A 16,368-nucleotide genomic window follows, 5' to 3' on the forward strand; every position below is an offset into this window, starting at 1 on the left:
CCGTCACCGGGCCAACCCGTCGAGCAGCGCCGTCTCGCGCGGCTGCGCCGCGACGAAATGGACCCGAATGCCCGCCTGTTCCAGCGTCCGCGCAACATCGGCGGACAGGCAGTAATGATTCAGAGCGCGGAAGGCTCCACCATGCCCCGCCGCCTCGCAGAGCGACACGGCGGTTTCGGCGCTTCGGCTGGAATAGTGCAACGCGGCCTCCAGCGTTCCCGCCGACAGGGCGTCCCCGACGGGGGCGGGCAGATCGGCGATGGCCTGCGCCCGGTAGGCAATGTGGATCACGAGGCGAAAACCCGCCTTCGCCAGGGCGGCGGCGGGCTCCGGCTTGCGGTCTTCCCCGGCGACGTGGAGCAGGCGCGCGCCGGCCGGAAGATGGCCCGCCACCAGGGCGGCGAGTCCCGCCCCGTCGCCCGGCCCCTCGGTCACGGGCCCGAACCCGGCCTCCCGCGCGCGCTCGGCGGTGCGGGCGCCGACAGCGAAGACCGGCACGTCGCGGGCATGGGCTTTGAGCGCCGCGACGGCGTTGGCGCTGGTCAGGATGATCCCGTCGAACGGCCCCGCCGGCAGGGGCGCCCCCACGGCGCGGACGGCGAGGACCGGCGCGACCACCGGGGCATGGCCGAGCCCGGCCAACGCCGCGCCCGTGCGCGAAGCCCCCGGTTCCGGCCGCGCCACCCAGACGCGCATGATCCTCAGCCCTCCAGGCTCAGGCGCACCCCGTGGCGCGCCTGCGCCCCGGGAGCGAGGAGGCGCTGCGAATCGCGCTCCGTCAGGTCGCCGTCGAAGCCCGCCCAGTCGGCATGGCCGGTCCAGCATTCGAGCGAGAGGAACGGCGCGGTGGGCTTGGTCCACACGGCGAGATGCGGGAAGTCCTCCGCCTCCATGCGGATCGCCGCCCCGTCCGGCCCGGTGAAGCGCATCACCCGGCTCGCGGCGTTCCGGAACACGAAGGCCTCGGTGAAGATCGCGGGATCGAGGGGCAGGACGCGTCCGTCGAGGGGCACCGGCTGCTCGTCGCGCAGGAGAAGCCCCCCGTCGCCGACCTTGGGGGCGAAAGGCCGTTCCGCCGTCTCGAACTCCACCGCGTAGCCGCCGTCCTTCGCGCGCTCGCCCCCGGCGAAGGGCCAGGGGAAGGCAGGGTGGAAGCCCAGCGCGTAGGGCAGGGGCCCGTCGCCCGGGTTGGCGACGACGACATCGAAGTCGAGCCCGGCCGGGCGCAGGCGCACGGTCACGTCCAGGCGGAAGGCATAAGGATAATGAGCGCGCGTCTCGTCGCTGTCGGTCAGGCGCAGCAGCACCGCGTCGTCGCCGCGCTCGATCACGGCGAAGGTCAGGTCGCGGGCGAAACCGTGCTGGCCCATCGGGTAGGCGCGCCCCTCGACCCGCACCGCCGCGCCGGCCGAGGCGCCGACCACCGGGAAGAGCCAGGGGGCGTGCCGGTTCCAGTGGGCGGGGTCGCCGCTCCACAGGTACTCGCGGCCGCCGATTCGCCACGAGACCGGCTCGGCCCCGTGGGTCGAGACGGTCGCCGTGCTGCCGTCCGGCGCGATGAGGTCGATCCGCTCGCCCAAGGCCCGCTCCCTCTCAACTCCGTTCACGAGTTAACGGACCGGCGGGAGGGCGCAAGGGCCTCAGTCGAGCTTCTTCAGCGAACCGAGGTCCACCTCGCCGTTCTGGCTCGTGAAGGTGAGCGAGCGCGATCCGCCATCGGCCTGCGAGACGCCGCCGATCCGGTGGTCGCCGCTGTCGTAGGTCGAGACCGTCCCGTCGGACTCGATCAGGAGCCGCTTCTTGTCGGGGAAGAAGGCGTATTTCATCCCGTTCTGGGCGCCGCTCGTCGCGGGCGAACCGAGATCCTCCGGCCACCAGGGCTTGGTGCCTTCCATGGGCTTCATCGGCTCCATGGGCTTCATGGGTTCCATCGGCTTCATCGGTTCCATGGTGCGTCCTCCGCTTCGCAGTGAGAGTGCGGAGGACGCGCCGGAAGGCGATCGGTTGCACGCCGGCCGCAGGATCACGGCCTCGGCCGCTCACGGACCTGCCCGTCGAAGCCGACATGCAGCTCGCGCTCGCGTCCGTCCGCATCCTTGGCGGCGACTTCGAGATGGCGCGGCCCGCGCCCGGTGACGCGCACGTCGGTGTAGCCGGCCGACTGCACCGCCGCCGTCAGGGCCGGGACATCGGGGGCGGGGGTGAGGCCGACCCGGTCCTTCGCCCAATCGAGGGTGCCGAAGGGCGGCCCGCCCGCCGGGCCGAGCACCACCTGCTTGCCGTCGCCATGGGTCAGCAGCCGGGCGTGGAGGAAGCCGTTCTCGAACCGTCCCTGCACGGTGACGCTCTCGCCCCTGGCGACGAGGGTCCCGCCTTCGCTCGCCCGGCCGGTCTCCACCAGCGCCCGGCCGGTCGGGTCCTGCACCACGAACTTGTTGCCGTAGATCTCGGCGACGTCGCCCTTGATCGCCGTCGCGCCGGAGGGCACCAGGGCCTGGATCGCTACCGGCGCGACCGGCGTTTGCGCCACGGCCCGGTTCTTGGACAGCGACAGGCCCATCGCTCCGAAGGCGAGGGGCAGGGCCAGCGCCCCCACCACCCAGGTCCGCTTCGGGATGCGCTTGCCCGTCTCCGGCCGCGCGGCCGGGATTTCGGTGGCGGTGCCGTCGATCACTGTGTTCTCGCTCATCGTGTCTGCCTTTCCTGATCGGACCCGTTCGATCCGTGGCGGCAGGTCTAGGGGGGAGGGCGCGACGGGAACTGAACCGGGCGGTTCAGCCTCGGTTAAACGGCCTGACCTACCCGGAGCCGAGGAGGGACGGGCGTGAAGATCCTGCTGGTTGAGGACGATGCGGCGCTGGCGGCGGAGATCGACCGCGCCTTGCGCGCGGAGAACTTCGTCCTCGACCGGGCGGCGACGGGCGATGATGCCCGCCATCTCGGGGAGACGGAGGGCTACGACGCCTGCATCCTCGATCTCGGCCTGCCGCGCGGCGACGGCGTCTCAGTCCTCAATGCGTGGCGCGCGGCGGGGCGGACGCTCCCCGTGCTGGTGCTCACGGCCCGCGACGGGTGGAGCGACAAGGTCGCCGCGTTCAAGGCCGGCGCCGACGACTACCTCGTGAAGCCCGTGCGGGTGGAGGAGCTGGTGATCCGCCTGCGCGCCCTGGTGCGGCGGAGCCAGGGGCATGGCGCGAGCCGCCTCAGCTGCGGACCCTTGAGCTTCGATCCGGGCCTCGGCGCCTTCGAGCGGGACGGGCTGCCCCTGCGCCTCACCGGTCTCGAATGGCGGGTCCTGTCCTGCCTGATGCTCAACCGGGATTCGGTGGTGCCGCGCACCTACCTGATCGAGCGCGTCTACGACGGCGACGCCGAGGTCGATTCGAACTCGGTGGAGGTGATCGTCGCGCGGCTGCGCAAGAAGATCGCCCCCGCCCGGATCGAGGCGATCCGCGGCCACGGCTACCGCCTCACGGCCGAGGCGGCCTGATGCACCTGCGCTTCGGCTCCCTGCGCACGCGCCTCGTCGCCGCCGCCCTCGCCGCCGTGACCGTGGCGCTGGTCGTCGCCGGCCTCGCCATCGGCGTGATCCTCACCCGCTTCCTGCGCGCGCAGATCGACGGGCGGCTCGACGCGCAGATCACGGCGCTGCGCGCCGGCATGGACGCGGGAACCCTGACCGCCCACCCGGAACGGTTCGACGGCCCGCCCTTCGACCGGCCGGGCGGCTGGATCTGGGAGGTGCGGAGGGGCGACGAACTCGTCCGCTCGGACTCCTTCGATGAGCGCCGCCCGCCCGCGAACCTGATGCTGCGCGAACTCGACCTGCCGGGGGAGCCGCCCGCGCGGATCCTCGTCGGCGCGCCGCAGATCGCCCTCTACGGCCCCCTGCGCGACGTGCTCGTGAGCCTCGCCGTGGCGCTCGGCGGCCTCGGCCTCGTCCTCGCCTTCGGGGCGGTGGCGCAGGTGCGCCTCGGCCTCGCCCCCCTCCGGCGCCTGCGGGACCATCTCGCCGCCGTGCGCACCGGCAGGCAGGCGCGGATCCCCTCCCGCCAGCCGGAGGAGGTCCGCCCCCTCGTCGCCGAGTTGAACGCCCTGCTCGATGAGAACGAGCGCAACCTCGACCGCGCCCGGGGCCATGTCGCCAACCTCGCCCACGCCCTCAAGACGCCCCTCGCGACCCTCGCCCTGGCCCTGCGCGACCCCGCCCGCGATCCCGAGGGCACGCTCGCCGCGCAGGTCGACGATATGGACCGGCGGGTGCGCCACCACCTGCGCCGCGCCCGGGCCGCCGCCCTGGCGGGGCCGGGCCGGGCGCGCACGCCCCTGCTGCCGCGCCTGACGGACCTGCGGTCGGTGCTGGTGCGCATCCATGCGGACAAGGCGCCGGAGATCGCGCTCGCCGTGCCGGACGGCCTCGCCCTGGCCTGCGAGGAACAGGATTGCGACGAGATGCTGGGCAACCTCCTCGACAATGCCTGCCGGTGGTGCGCCGGAAGCGTCTCCGTGACCGCGCAGCGAGTCGGGGCGCAGATCGAGATCCGCATCGAGGATGACGGCCCCGGCCTGACGCCGGAGGCCGCGACAGCGGTGATGGCGCGCGGCCGGCGCCTGGACGAGGCCGTCCCCGGCGACGGGTTCGGCCTACCGATCACCCTCGAACTGGCGGAATTGTACGGCGGCGCCCTGAGCCTCGGGCGCGCGGCGGGCGGGGGCCTGCGCGCGACCCTCACCCTGCCGGGCTAGCGCATCGATCCAGACGAAGGCGTCAGCCGTGTCTGGAAAAACTGCACTAGGTCAGGCGGAGGCGTCGCTCGTCGTGCCGAGCGCCGAGAGGGTGACGCCGTCGCTGCCGATGTCGGCGCCGCCGTAGCCGAGCATCCGCGCGAGCTGCGCCCGCGCCCGCCAGACCCGGCTCTTGGCCGTGCCGATCTGGCATTCCATGACGGCGGCGGCCTCCTCGTAGCTCAGGTTCTCGATGCCCACGAGGACGAGGGCCTCGCGCATCACCGGGGCGAGGCGGTCGAGGGCCGCGCGCACGTCCTGCAGGTCGAGATGGCCGCCCTGCTCGGGGGCGGCGGCGAGGCGGCCGGCGTAATCGCCGTCGCTGTCGGGCACCTCGCGGGTCTGGCGGCGGTGGCGGCTGTAGAAGACGTTGCGCAGGATCGTGAACAGCCACGCTTCGAGGTTCGTGCCCGGCGCAAAGCCGCCGCGCCCGCGCCACGCGCGCAGGAGCGCGTCCTGCACGAGGTCGTCGGCGGCCGCCGGCTCGCGGGCCAGCGACAGGGCGAACCGGCGCAGCGCCGGCACGCTCGCGAGCAGCCCCGTGCGGAACGTGTCCTCGTCCGCCGCGCCCAGGCGCCCGGTCTGTCCCAGCACCTGGTCCAGGCGCGCGAGCAGGTCCGCGAACCGGTCGGGTTCGCTCGGCGCGTCCGCGTAGGCGCTCTGCAGGAGCACGCCCAGATGCCGGCGCACGGAATCGGGGAGAGCGGGGGCGGCGTCGCCGTCCAGGAGAGAGACGTCGGATTCGGTCATCAGGTCCGCTGGAAGACGGCGCGAGACGGGACCTCGCGTCAGGACCTGAAGTGTTACCCGTCACCGGAGCGGTCGCCGCAACATGCGTTAACCGGTAAGCACATACCAGTCGCGCCGCAGGGCGGAAGACCGTGCGCACAACGCCGCATGGGCGAACTGGCGATCGGGAGGGGGAAGCTTGAAAGTGGCGCGGGCGACGGGGCTCGAACCCGCGACCTCCGGCGTGACAGGCCGGCACTCTAACCAACTGAGCTACGCCCGCGCGGGCGGCCGCTGCTGAGCACCTCAGTGCTGCGCGACGACGGGGGGTGTATGGGTGGGAGCCCCCCCTGTCAAGCGCGAGTCGCGCCCGAATTCTCACGTCCCGCGAGAAAGCTTGGCGGGGCGGGAATCGGGGTCGTCGCGGGCGTCGCTCTGCCACGTGTGCGGATCTGCCGTCTGCGCAGGCCCGCCCCGTTCCCCATCTTGGGGGAGGAGACGCGGTTTGTGCGACGCGGAACGCCCATTGTCATGCGACGGCGCCTCGACTAAGCCACCCGCGAACGCATCCTGGCATAAGAACAATTCCACCGGGGGAGCCGGTCCGGCCTCGCGCCGCTCCGTCCCTCGATTCGTGAGGCTCGGGCATGACCGGATTGCTGGCGGACTACCTTCCGCTCATCGTGTTCATCGGGGTGGCGCTCTTCATCGCCTCCGCCCTGTTGGTGGTGCCCTTCCTGGTGGCCTTCAAGGCGCCGGATCCCGAGAAGCTGTCGGCCTACGAGTGCGGCTTCAACGCCTTCGACGACGCGCGCATGAAGTTCGACGTGCGCTTCTATCTCGTCGCCATCCTGTTCATCATCTTCGACCTCGAGGTCGCCTTCCTGTTCCCCTGGGCGATCACCTTCGGGGAGCTCGGGTGGTACGGCTTCTGGTCGATGATGATCTTCCTCGGCGTGCTGACCGTCGGGTTCGTCTACGAGTGGCGCAAGGGCGCCCTCGAGTGGGACTAACCCCCGCGATCCGCCGAGACCGTTGAGATTCCGAGGCGCTGAATGGCCCTGATCACCGAGACCTCACCCCGGACCCCGGCCATCGCGCCGCAGCCGAAGGGGATCATCGATCCGAACACCGGCCGCCCGATCGGCGCCGACGACCCGACCTTCCTGTCGATCAGCGACGAGCTGGCCGACCGGGGCTTCCTGCTCACCAGCGCCGACGAGCTCATCAACTGGGCCCGCACCGGCTCGCTGATGTGGATGACCTTCGGCCTCGCCTGCTGCGCCGTCGAGATGATGCAGATGTCGATGCCGCGCTACGATTGCGAGCGCTTCGGCTTCGCCCCGCGCGCCTCGCCGCGCCAGTCGGACGTGATGATCGTGGCCGGCACGCTCACCAACAAGATGGCCCCGGCGCTCCGCAAGGTCTACGATCAGATGCCGGAGCCGCGCTACGTCATCTCGATGGGCTCCTGCGCCAACGGCGGCGGCTACTACCACTACTCCTACTCGGTGGTGCGTGGCTGCGACCGGGTGGTGCCGGTGGACATCTACGTGCCCGGCTGCCCGCCCACGGCGGAGGCGCTGCTCTACGGGGTGCTGCTCCTGCAGAAGAAGATCCGCCGCATCGGGACGATCGAGCGCTGACATGACGAACGGCATCTCGATCCTGAGCCACACCCAGGCCGAGGGCGGCGCCGACGCCGTCGCCACCCTGGCCGAGCGCGTCGCCGGGGCGCTGGGTCCGGCCGTCGTGTCGAAGGCCATCGCCTTCGGCGAGCTGACGCTGGTCGTGCAGGCCTCCGACATCGTCTACGCGCTGACCTACCTGCGCGACGACCCGGCCTGCGGCTTCCGCTGCTTCATCGACCTCTGCGGGGCCGACTACCCGCAGCGGGAGAAGCGGTTCGAGGTGGTCTACCACCTGCTGTCGTTGCGCCATAACGCCCGCATCCGGGTGAAGGTGCAGACCGACGAGGTGACGCCGGTCCCCTCGATCATCGAGGTCTTTCCGGCGGCCAACTGGTACGAGCGCGAGACCTACGACCTCTACGGGATCCTGTTCTCGGGCCACCCGGACCTGCGCCGGCTGCTGACCGATTACGGATTCGAGGGGCATCCCCTGCGCAAGGACTTCCCGCTCACCGGCTTCGTCGAGGTCCGCTACGACCAGGACGAGGGCCGCGTGGTCTACGAGCCGGTCCAGCTGACGCAGGAATTCCGGAACTTCGACTTCCTCTCGCCGTGGGAGGGCACCGACTACGTGCTCCCGGGCGATGAGAAGAAGTCGGCCTGACGCGCGGAGGTCTTCGTGACGGAACACAACATCCGCAACTTCGCCATCAACTTCGGCCCGCAACATCCTGCGGCGCACGGGGTTCTCCGGCTGGTCCTCGAACTCGACGGCGAGGTCGTGGAGCGCGTCGATCCGCATATCGGCCTGCTGCATCGCGGCACCGAGAAGCTGATCGAGCACAAGACCTACGTCCAGGCGACGCCCTATTTCGACCGGCTCGACTACGTGTCGCCGATGAATCAGGAGCACGCCTTCTGCCTCGCGATCGAGAAGCTCGCCGGCATCGAGGTGCCGCGCCGGGCGCAGCTGATCCGCGTGCTGTTCTGCGAGATCGGCCGGCTGCTGTCGCATCTCCTCAACGTCACCACGCAGGCGATGGATGTCGGCGCCCTCACGCCCCCGCTCTGGGGCTTCGAGGAGCGCGAGAAGCTGATGATCTTCTACGAGCGGGCCTCCGGCGCCCGGCTCCACGCCAACTACTTCCGGCCGGGCGGCGTCCACCAGGACCTGCCGCCGAAGCTGATCGAGGACATCGACGCCTTCTGCGACCCGTTCCTGCAGGTGGTGGACGACCTCGACGCGCTCGTGATGGAGAGCCGCATCTTCAAGCAGCGCAACGTCGACATCGGCATCGTGTCCGTCGACGAGTGCATGGCCTGGGGCTTCTCGGGCGTGATGGTGCGCGGCTCCGGCATCCCGTGGGACCTGCGCAAGAGCCAGCCCTACGAGTGCTACGAGGAGATGGATTTCGACATCCCCGTAGGCAAGAACGGCGACACCTACGACCGGCAGGTCATCCGCATGGAAGAGATGCGGGAATCGGCGCGTATCATGAAGCAGTGCTGCGCCAAGCTGCGCGAGCCCGCCGGACAGGGGCCGATCGCCTCCGTGGACGGCAAGTTCGCCCCGCCGCCGCGCCGGGACATGAAGCGCTCGATGGAAGCGCTCATCCACCACTTCAAGCTGTACACCGAGGGCTTCCACGTCCCCGAGGGCGAGGTCTACGCCGCGGTCGAGGCGCCCAAGGGCGAGTTCGGCGTGTATCTCGTGTCGGACGGCACCAACAAGCCGTACCGCTGCAAGATCCGCGCTCCGGGATTCGCGCATTTGCAGGCGATGGACTGGATGTGCCGTGGGCACCTTCTGGCCGACGTGTCCTGTGTGCTCGGGACGCTCGACATCGTGTTCGGCGAAGTGGATCGGTAAGACAGCAGCGATGGCCAACCGCAGACTCGCCCCCGCCTCCGAGCAACCCCAGACCTTCGCCTTCACGCCCGAGAACGCGGAGTGGGCGAAGCACCAGATCGCCAAATACCCGGAGGGCCGGCAGGCCTCCGCCGTGATCCCGCTCCTGTGGAAGGCGCAGGAGCAGAATGGCGGCTGGCTGCCGCAGAAGGCGATCGAGACGGTGGCGGCCGAACTCGGCATGCCGAAGATCCGCGTGCTCGAAGTGGCGACCTTCTACACGATGTTCGCCCTGGAGCCGGTGGGCCGGTTCTGGATCCAGCTCTGCGGCACGGTGCCGTGCGATTCCTGCGGCGCCCGCGAGCTGAAGGGCATGCTGGAGAAGCGCCTCGGCCCGCCCGGCCACGTCTCGGCGGACGGCAACTTCTCGTGGCTGGAAGTCGAGTGCCTGGGCGCCTGCTGCAACGCGCCAATGGTCCAGATCAACCAGGACTATTACGAGGACCTGACCCCCGAATCGCTGTCGCAGCTGATGGACGACCTCGCCGCCGGACGGCCGGTGAAGGTCGGCTCGCAGAAAGGGCGCACCTCCTCCGAGCCGCAGGGCGGCGCCAACACGCTCACCGACGAGACCCTGTTCGACGGGTCGCGGGTCGGCGCGTGGCGCAAGCGCTTCGAGCAGGCGAAGGACGCCGACGGCGTCGAGGCGACGACGCCCCCGGCCAAGACCGGCGAGGCCGAATCGGCGACGCAGCAGGCGGCCACCGCGCCCCGGCCCGCCAAGCCCGATGCCGGCCGCCCGGTGGAGCGGACGGCCTCCGACGCCCCGGCCCAGCGCGCCGCCAATGGCGAGGAGCCGGTGAAGCCCGAGGACCGGGCCGACGCCGCCGAACGCGGCCGATCCGTCGCCAAGCATGGCGGCGCCCGCCAGGGCGACGCGGACGCCCTCGATTCGCCGGCCAAGCGCGTCGCCGAGGGCGAGCCCGCCGCCGGCGAGGAGAGCCGCCAGGAATCGCCGGGTCGCGACATCCCCCCGCCGCCGCCGGAAGCCACGGGCGCCAGCGAGGCGGTGGAGGAGAAGCTCGCCTCCGCGCCAGAGAAGAAGTGAGGGCCTGACATGCTCGCCGATCAGGATCGCATCTTCACCAACCTTTACGGCCTGCACTCGCCGGGGCTCGACGCCGCCAAGAAGCGTGGCGCCTGGGACGGGACCCAATTCCTCCTGGAGCAGGGCCGCGACTGGATCATCGAGGAGATGAAGGCCTCGGGCCTGCGCGGCCGTGGCGGCGCCGGCTTCCCCACCGGCCTCAAGTGGTCGTTCATGCCCAAGAAGTCGGACGGGCGGCCGCATTACCTCGTGGTCAACGCCGACGAGTCGGAGCCCGGCACCTGCAAGGACCGGGAGATTATGCGGCACGATCCGCATCTCCTGATCGAAGGCTGCATGCTGGCCTGCTTCGCCATGGGCGCGCATGCCTGCTACGTCTACATCCGCGGCGAGTACGTCGCCGAGAAGCACGCCCTGCAGAAGGCGGTGGACGAGGCCTACGAGGCGCGCCTCGTCGGTCAGAACAACGTCCACGACTACCCGTTCGACATCTACGTCCACCACGGCGCAGGCGCGTATATCTGCGGCGAGGAGACGGCCCTCATCGAGAGTCTTGAGGGCAAGAAGGGGATGCCGCGGCTGAAGCCGCCTTTCCCGGCCAATATGGGCCTCTACGGCTGCCCCACGACGGTGAACAACGTCGAGTCGATCGCGGTGGCGGGCACGATCCTGCGGCGCGGCGCGGCGTGGTTCGCCGGGCTCGGCGGCAAGAACAACACCGGCACGAAGCTCTTCTGCATCTCGGGGCACGTCAACAAGCCGTGCAACGTCGAGGAGGAGCTGGGCATCACCTTCCGCGAGCTGATCGACAAGCATTGCGGCGGCATGCGCGGCGGCTGGGACAACCTCCTCTGCTCCATCCCCGGCGGATCGTCGGTTCCGCTGGTTCCGGCGGAGCAGATCATCGACGCCAAGATGGACTTCGACACCCTGCGCAACCTCGGCTCTGGCCTCGGCACGGCGGCGGTGATCGTCCTCGACAAGTCCACCGACATCGTCGGCGCGATCGCCCGCATCTCGTACTTCTACAAGCACGAATCCTGCGGCCAGTGCACGCCCTGCCGTGAGGGCACGGGCTGGATGTGGCGGGTGCTGACGCGCATGGCCGAAGGCCGGGCGCAGAAGCGCGAGATCGACATGCTGTTCGAGGTGACGAAGCAGATCGAGGGCCACACGATCTGCGCATTGGGCGACGCGGCGGCCTGGCCGATCCAGGGCCTCATCCGCCACTTCCGCCCCGAGATCGAGAAGCGGATCGACCGCTACTCGGCCAACCCCCATTCCGATCCGGTGCCGATGGCAGCGGAGTGATGTTGATGCGTGTCTCCAGCCCACAGCCTCATCCTGAGGTGCCCGCGTCAGCGGGCCTCGAAGGAGACCTCAAGGGGTCGCGCGGCCGGCTGGAGGCCTCCTTCGAGGCTCGGCGCTGCCTCGCACCTCAGGATGAGGTCGCGGGTGGGACCGAGGCTCGCGCGTTCGTGCCAGATTTCGAGACGTTCCGATGACCAAAATCCTCGTCGACGGCACCGAGGTCGATGTCCCGGCCGACTACACGCTGCTCCAGGCGTGCGAGATCGCGGGGGCCGAGATCCCGCGCTTCTGCTTCCACGAGCGCCTGTCCATCGCCGGCAATTGCCGCATGTGCCTCGTGGAGCTGAAGGGCGCCCCGAAGCCGGTGGCCTCCTGCGCCTACGCGGTGAAGGATTGCCGGCCCGGCCCGAACGGCGAGCCGCCGGAGGTGCTGACGCGCTCCGGCCTCACCAAGAAGGCCCGCGAGGGGGTGATGGAGTTCCTCCTCATCAACCATCCGCTCGATTGCCCGATCTGCGACCAGGGCGGCCATTGCGACCTGCAGGATCAGGCGATGGCCTACGGCGTCGATTCGACCCGCTATCAGGAGAACAAGCGGGCGGTCGAGGAGAAGCATATCGGCCCGCTGGTGCGGACGGCGATGAACCGCTGCATCCACTGCACCCGCTGCGTGCGCTTCCTGGCGGAGGTGGCCGGCGTGCCGGACCTCGGCGCCATCGGGCGCGGCGAGGACATGGAGATCACGAGCTACCTCGAACAGTCGATGGCCTCGGAGCTCCAGGGCAACGTCGCCGACCTGTGCCCGGTGGGTGCGCTGGTCCACAAGCCGCAGAGCTACAACGTCCGCCCGTGGGAGCTGTCCAAGACCGAATCGGTCGACGTGATGGACGCGGTCGGCTCGGCGATCCGCGTCGACACCCGTGGCCGCGAGGTCATGCAGATCGAGCCGCGGGTGAACGAGGACATCAACGAGGAGTGGATCTCCGACAAGACCCGCCACGTCGTGGACGGGCTGCGGATGCAGCGCCTCGACCGGCCGTACCTCCGCGAGAACGGCCGCCTGCGCCCGGCCTCCTGGGGCGAGGCGTTCCAGGCCATCGCCGCCAAGGTGAAGGGCACCGACGGGAAGCGCATCGGCGCCATCGTCGGCGACCTCGCCGCCGTGGAGGAGACCTTCGCGCTGCGTGAGCTGGTCCGCAGCCTCGGCTCGGTCAACCTCGATTGCCGCCAGACCGGCGCGGGGCTCGACCCGTCGCTCGGCCGGGCGAGCTACCTGTTCAACCCGACGATCCCGGGCATCGAGGCAGCGGACGCGATCCTGATCGTCGGCGCCAACCCGCGCACCGAAGCGTCCATGCTGAACGTGCGCATCCGCAAGCGCTGGCGCATGGCGCCGCTGGCGGTGGGCGTGATCGGCGAACAGATCGACCTGACCTACCCGAGCCACTATCTCGGCGCCGGCTCCGAGTCGCTGGCCGCCCTGGCGCGGGGCGAGCACAGCTTCCTCGACGTGCTCAAGGAGGCGAAGGCCCCGCTCATCGTCGTCGGCGCGAACGTCGCCCCCGGCGTGATGGCCGCCGCCGCCACGCTGGCGCAGGAGATCGGCGCGGTCGCGGAAGGCCGTCCGGGCTTCGGCGTGCTGCACCACGCCGCCGCGCGGGTCGGCGCGCTCGATCTCGGCTTCGTGCCGGGGGAGGGCGGCCTGACCTTCGCGCAGATGATTGCCGCCGGCGGGGTGGACGTGCTGTTCAACCTCGGCGCGGACGAGTGCGAGGTCGCGCCGGGCGCCTTCGTGATCTACCAGGGCACACACGGCGACAAAGGCGCCTCCCGCGCCGACGTGATCCTGCCGGGCGCCGCCTATACCGAGAAGAACGCGACCTACGTGAACCTCGAAGGCCGGGTGCAGGTCGCCAACCGCGCCGGCTTCCCGCCGGGCGACGCCCGCGAGGATTGGGCGATCCTGCGCGCCCTGTCGGACGTGCTGGGCCATCGCCTGCCGTTCGATTCGCTGATCGCCCTCCGCAAGGCGCTCTACGCGGCCCACCCGCATTTCGCCGCCGTCGATGCCATGGAGGTTGGCGACGTGGCGGGCGCGGTCGCGGCCCTGGCGCAGCGCGGCGGCGAGACCGGAACCGGGGCCTTCGTGTCGCCGGTCGGTGATTTCTACCTGACGAACCCGATTGCCCGCGCCTCGCGGGTGCTGGCCGAATGCTCGCGGCTCGCCCGCGAGCGGGCGGCCGAGCCTCAGCCCCTCGCGGCGGCCGAGTAGGAGAGCCCGATGACGCCCCTGGAACTCATCGGGACCGTGCTCCTGATCGCGCTGAAGAGCTTCGTGCTCCTCGCCGCGCTCCTCGTCTTCATCGCCTACGCGCTGCTCGCCGACCGGAAGATCTGGGCGGCGGTGCAGCTGCGCCGGGGGCCGAACGTGGTCGGCCCCTACGGGCTGTTCCAGTCCTTTGCGGATCTGCTCAAGTTCGTCCTGAAGGAGCCCGTCATCCCGGCGGGCGCCAACAAGGCGATCTACCTGCTGGCACCCTTGGTGTTCGCCATGCTCGCCCTGTCGAGTTGGGCGGTGATGCCGATCGCCGACGGCTGGGCCATCGCCGACATCAATGTCGGCATCACCTACATCTTCGCGATCTCGTCGCTCGGCGTGTACGGCGTCATCATGGGCGGCTGGGCGTCGAACTCGAAATACGCCTTCCTCGGCGCGCTGCGCTCGGCGGCCCAGATGATCTCCTACGAGGTGTCCCTCGGCTTCGTGATCATCTGCGTGCTGATGTGCGCGGGCTCGCTCAACCTCACGCGGATCGTGACGGCGCAGGACACCAGCCTCGGCCTGTTCGGCTGGTACTGGCTGTGGCTGTTCCCGATGTTCGTGGTGTTCTTCATCTCAGCGCTCGCCGAGACGAACCGCCCGCCCTTCGACCTGCCGGAGGCCGAATCGGAGCTCGTGGCCGGCTACATGGTCGAGTATTCCTCGACCCCGTACCTGCTGTTCATGCTCGGCGAGTACGTCGCGATCATGAGCATGTGCGCGCTCGGCACCGTGCTGTTCCTCGGCGGCTGGCTCTCGCCGATTCCGTTCGCGCCCTTCACCTGGGTGCCCGGCGTGATCTGGTTCGTGCTGAAGGCGAGCTTCCTGTTCTTCGGCTTCGCGATGGTGAAGTCCATCGTGCCGCGCTACCGCTACGACCAGCTGATGCGGCTCGGCTGGAAGGTGTTCCTCCCTCTCTCGCTCGTCTCGGTCGTGGTCGTGGCCTTCGTCCTGAAGATCACCGGCCTGGCGCCCGGCGCGTGACCCCCAGACACCCGGAGATCACGGCATGAAGCTGGATCAGGTTGCCAAGAGCCTCCTCTTGAAGGAGTTCGTGTCGGGAATGGTCCTCGGCATGCGATATTTCTTCAAGCCGAAGGCGACGATCAACTACCCGTTCGAAATGGGCCATCGCGGCCCGCGCTTCCGGGGCGAGCATGCGCTCCGCCGCTACCCGAACGGCGAGGAGCGGTGCATCGCCTGCAAGCTCTGCGAGGCGATCTGCCCGGCCCAGGCCATCACCATCGAGGCGGGACCGCGCCGGAACGACGGCACGCGCCGCACCACCCGCTACGACATCGACATGGTGAAGTGCATCTATTGCGGCATGTGCCAGGAGGCCTGCCCGGTGGACGCCATCGTGGAGGGGCCGAACTTCGAGTTCTCGACGGAGACCCGCGAGGAGCTGCTCTACGACAAGCAGAAGCTGCTCCTGAACGGCGACCGTTGGGAGCGCGAGATCGCGCGCAACATCGCGATGGACGCGCCCTATCGCTGACAGGCATGCGCCTGTCGGCCGCCGCATTGCGGCAAGACCGTTGTGCCGGCCCTGGCCGGGTTCTATAGACGGGCCGCCTGCGGTGGCCTGACGCCACCGAGGCAGAAGGGGCCGCGCGAGCGGCCGGACGCACGAAGCGCATGACCGCAGCAGCCGCCTTCTTCTACCTGTTCGCGAGCCTCGCCGTCGCGTCGGGCTTCATGGTGATCGCCTCCCGCAATCCCGTCGCGTCGGTGTTGTTCCTGATTCTCGCCTTCGTGAACGCGGCGGGTTTGTTCGTGCTGATGGGCGCGGAATTCCTCGCGATGATCCTCGTGGTCGTCTACGTGGGCGCGGTCGCCGTGCTGTTCCTATTCGTGGTGATGATGCTCGACGTGGATTTCGCCGAGCTGCGCCAGGGCTTCCAGCAATACCTTCCGGTCGGCGCGCTGATCGGCGCGATCTTCCTGATCGAGATCCTGCTGGTGGTCGGCTCGTGGAGCATCGATCCGGGCCTCGTGCAGGCGCCGCTGGGCAACGTCGCGAGCGCGGAGAACATGACCAACGCCCAGGCGCTGGGCCGCGTGATCTACACGGACTACGCGTATTTCTTCCAGATCGCCGGCCTCATCCTCCTCGTGGCGATGATCGGCGCGATCGTGCTGACGCTGCGGGACCGGCCGGGCGTGAAGCGCCAGAACATCGCGGTGCAGAACGCCCGCACCCAGGCCACCGCCGTGGAGACCCGCAAGGTGCCTTCGCGCCAGGGCGTGGAAGTCTGATGCCCGCCGGAGGGATTGCACGATGATCGGCCTCAGCCACTATCTCACCGTCGCGGCGATCCTGTTCACGCTCGGCGTGCTCGGCATCTTCATCAACCGCAAGAACATCATCGTCATCCTGATGTCGGTCGAGTTGATCCTGCTCGCGGTCAACATCAACCTCGTCGCCTTCTCGACCCAGCTGAACGACATCACCGGGCAGGTCTTCGCCCTGTTCGTGCTGACGGTCGCGGCGGCCGAGTCGGCCATCGGCCTCGCCATCCTGGTGGTGTTCTTCCGCAACCGCGGATCGATCGCGGTCGAGGACGTGAGCATGATGAAGGGCTGACTTAGCCCCTCGTCGTCTCCCAACCCGCCCCGCCCGACGCGAAGACGG

The 16,368-nt window shown here is 69.8% G+C and carries 18 protein-coding genes and 1 tRNA gene; 13 read left to right on the forward strand and 6 right to left on the reverse strand.

Annotated elements, in window-relative coordinates:
* Positions 1 to 3 precede the first annotated feature (3 nt).
* The 4 genes from ACXJ1Y_RS04165 to ACXJ1Y_RS04180 all read right to left on the reverse strand — a co-directional run bounded on the left by ACXJ1Y_RS04165 (position 4) and on the right by ACXJ1Y_RS04180 (position 2,689).
* Positions 4 to 696 (reverse strand): uroporphyrinogen-III synthase, encoded by a 693-nt coding sequence (locus ACXJ1Y_RS04165; protein WP_463848897.1) that lies wholly within the window; start codon positions 694 to 696, stop codon positions 4 to 6.
* Positions 697 to 701: 5 nt separating this feature from the next.
* On the reverse strand, positions 702 to 1,580 hold the full coding sequence (locus tag ACXJ1Y_RS04170) for an aldose 1-epimerase family protein (protein ID WP_463848898.1): 879 nt from the start codon (positions 1,578 to 1,580) through the stop codon (positions 702 to 704).
* Positions 1,581 to 1,640: 60 nt separating this feature from the next.
* Positions 1,641 to 1,949, reverse strand: a complete 309-nt coding sequence (locus tag ACXJ1Y_RS04175; protein WP_243952827.1) for a hypothetical protein — start codon at positions 1,947 to 1,949, stop codon at positions 1,641 to 1,643.
* 74 nt (positions 1,950 to 2,023) lie between these two features.
* The gene (locus ACXJ1Y_RS04180; RefSeq protein ID WP_463848899.1) at positions 2,024 to 2,689 is read right to left on the reverse strand and encodes a DNA-binding protein; all 666 of its coding nucleotides are present in this window, start codon (positions 2,687 to 2,689) and stop codon (positions 2,024 to 2,026) included.
* 135 nt (positions 2,690 to 2,824) lie between these two features.
* Between ACXJ1Y_RS04180 and ACXJ1Y_RS04185 the strand changes: the two genes are divergently transcribed.
* Together ACXJ1Y_RS04185 and ACXJ1Y_RS04190 are read left to right on the forward strand one after the other, a co-directional pair.
* Complete coding sequence (locus tag ACXJ1Y_RS04185; protein ID WP_463848900.1) at positions 2,825 to 3,490, forward strand: response regulator; 666 nt, start codon at positions 2,825 to 2,827, stop codon at positions 3,488 to 3,490.
* Positions 3,490 to 4,746, forward strand: coding sequence for a sensor histidine kinase (locus ACXJ1Y_RS04190; RefSeq protein ID WP_463848901.1), 1,257 nt, complete (start codon positions 3,490 to 3,492; stop codon positions 4,744 to 4,746). Before ACXJ1Y_RS04185 ends, ACXJ1Y_RS04190 begins: the two co-directional genes overlap by 1 nt.
* Before the next feature lie 51 nt (positions 4,747 to 4,797).
* On the opposite strand, the gene ACXJ1Y_RS04195 is transcribed toward ACXJ1Y_RS04190, so the two are convergent.
* The gene (locus tag ACXJ1Y_RS04195) at positions 4,798 to 5,535 is read right to left on the reverse strand and encodes a sigma-70 family RNA polymerase sigma factor (RefSeq protein ID WP_463848902.1); all 738 of its coding nucleotides are present in this window, start codon (positions 5,533 to 5,535) and stop codon (positions 4,798 to 4,800) included.
* A gap of 185 nt (positions 5,536 to 5,720) precedes the next feature.
* Positions 5,721 to 5,797: transfer RNA gene (locus ACXJ1Y_RS04200), tRNA-Asp, on the reverse strand.
* Between the two features lie 364 nt (positions 5,798 to 6,161).
* Between ACXJ1Y_RS04200 and ACXJ1Y_RS04205 the strand changes: the two genes are divergently transcribed.
* The 11 genes from ACXJ1Y_RS04205 (at position 6,162) to nuoK (ending at position 16,320) form a co-directional block, all read left to right on the forward strand.
* Positions 6,162 to 6,527 (forward strand): NADH-quinone oxidoreductase subunit A, encoded by a 366-nt coding sequence (locus tag ACXJ1Y_RS04205; protein WP_243952832.1) that lies wholly within the window; start codon positions 6,162 to 6,164, stop codon positions 6,525 to 6,527.
* 42 nt (positions 6,528 to 6,569) lie between these two features.
* Positions 6,570 to 7,160 (forward strand): NuoB/complex I 20 kDa subunit family protein, encoded by a 591-nt coding sequence (locus ACXJ1Y_RS04210; protein WP_243952833.1) that lies wholly within the window; start codon positions 6,570 to 6,572, stop codon positions 7,158 to 7,160.
* Position 7,161: 1 nt separating this feature from the next.
* On the forward strand, positions 7,162 to 7,809 hold the full coding sequence (locus ACXJ1Y_RS04215) for an NADH-quinone oxidoreductase subunit C (protein WP_463848903.1): 648 nt from the start codon (positions 7,162 to 7,164) through the stop codon (positions 7,807 to 7,809).
* Between the two features lie 15 nt (positions 7,810 to 7,824).
* Entirely contained in the window at positions 7,825 to 9,015 is a 1,191-nt protein-coding gene (locus tag ACXJ1Y_RS04220; RefSeq protein ID WP_463848904.1) for an NADH-quinone oxidoreductase subunit D, read from the forward strand.
* A 10-nt stretch (positions 9,016 to 9,025) separates the two neighbouring features.
* A complete protein-coding gene (gene nuoE, locus ACXJ1Y_RS04225) occupies positions 9,026 to 10,102 on the forward strand; it encodes an NADH-quinone oxidoreductase subunit NuoE (RefSeq protein ID WP_463848905.1) in 1,077 nt (358 codons plus the stop codon).
* Positions 10,103 to 10,111: 9 nt separating this feature from the next.
* Complete coding sequence (nuoF, locus tag ACXJ1Y_RS04230; RefSeq protein WP_463848906.1) at positions 10,112 to 11,413, forward strand: NADH-quinone oxidoreductase subunit NuoF; 1,302 nt, start codon at positions 10,112 to 10,114, stop codon at positions 11,411 to 11,413.
* Positions 11,414 to 11,603: 190 nt separating this feature from the next.
* A complete protein-coding gene (gene nuoG, locus ACXJ1Y_RS04235) occupies positions 11,604 to 13,685 on the forward strand; it encodes an NADH-quinone oxidoreductase subunit NuoG (protein ID WP_463848907.1) in 2,082 nt (693 codons plus the stop codon).
* Positions 13,686 to 13,694: 9 nt separating this feature from the next.
* Positions 13,695 to 14,717 (forward strand): NADH-quinone oxidoreductase subunit NuoH, encoded by a 1,023-nt coding sequence (gene nuoH / locus ACXJ1Y_RS04240; RefSeq protein ID WP_463848908.1) that lies wholly within the window; start codon positions 13,695 to 13,697, stop codon positions 14,715 to 14,717.
* A 25-nt stretch (positions 14,718 to 14,742) separates the two neighbouring features.
* Positions 14,743 to 15,231 (forward strand): NADH-quinone oxidoreductase subunit NuoI, encoded by a 489-nt coding sequence (nuoI, locus tag ACXJ1Y_RS04245; RefSeq protein ID WP_243952840.1) that lies wholly within the window; start codon positions 14,743 to 14,745, stop codon positions 15,229 to 15,231.
* Positions 15,232 to 15,371: 140 nt separating this feature from the next.
* Positions 15,372 to 15,992, forward strand: coding sequence for an NADH-quinone oxidoreductase subunit J (locus ACXJ1Y_RS04250; RefSeq protein ID WP_342164434.1), 621 nt, complete (start codon positions 15,372 to 15,374; stop codon positions 15,990 to 15,992).
* 22 nt (positions 15,993 to 16,014) lie between these two features.
* On the forward strand, positions 16,015 to 16,320 hold the full coding sequence (gene nuoK, locus ACXJ1Y_RS04255; protein ID WP_243952842.1) for an NADH-quinone oxidoreductase subunit NuoK: 306 nt from the start codon (positions 16,015 to 16,017) through the stop codon (positions 16,318 to 16,320).
* Positions 16,321 to 16,368: the final 48 nt, after the last annotated feature.

It is taken from the genome of Methylobacterium sp. TK26 (assembly GCF_055361565.1).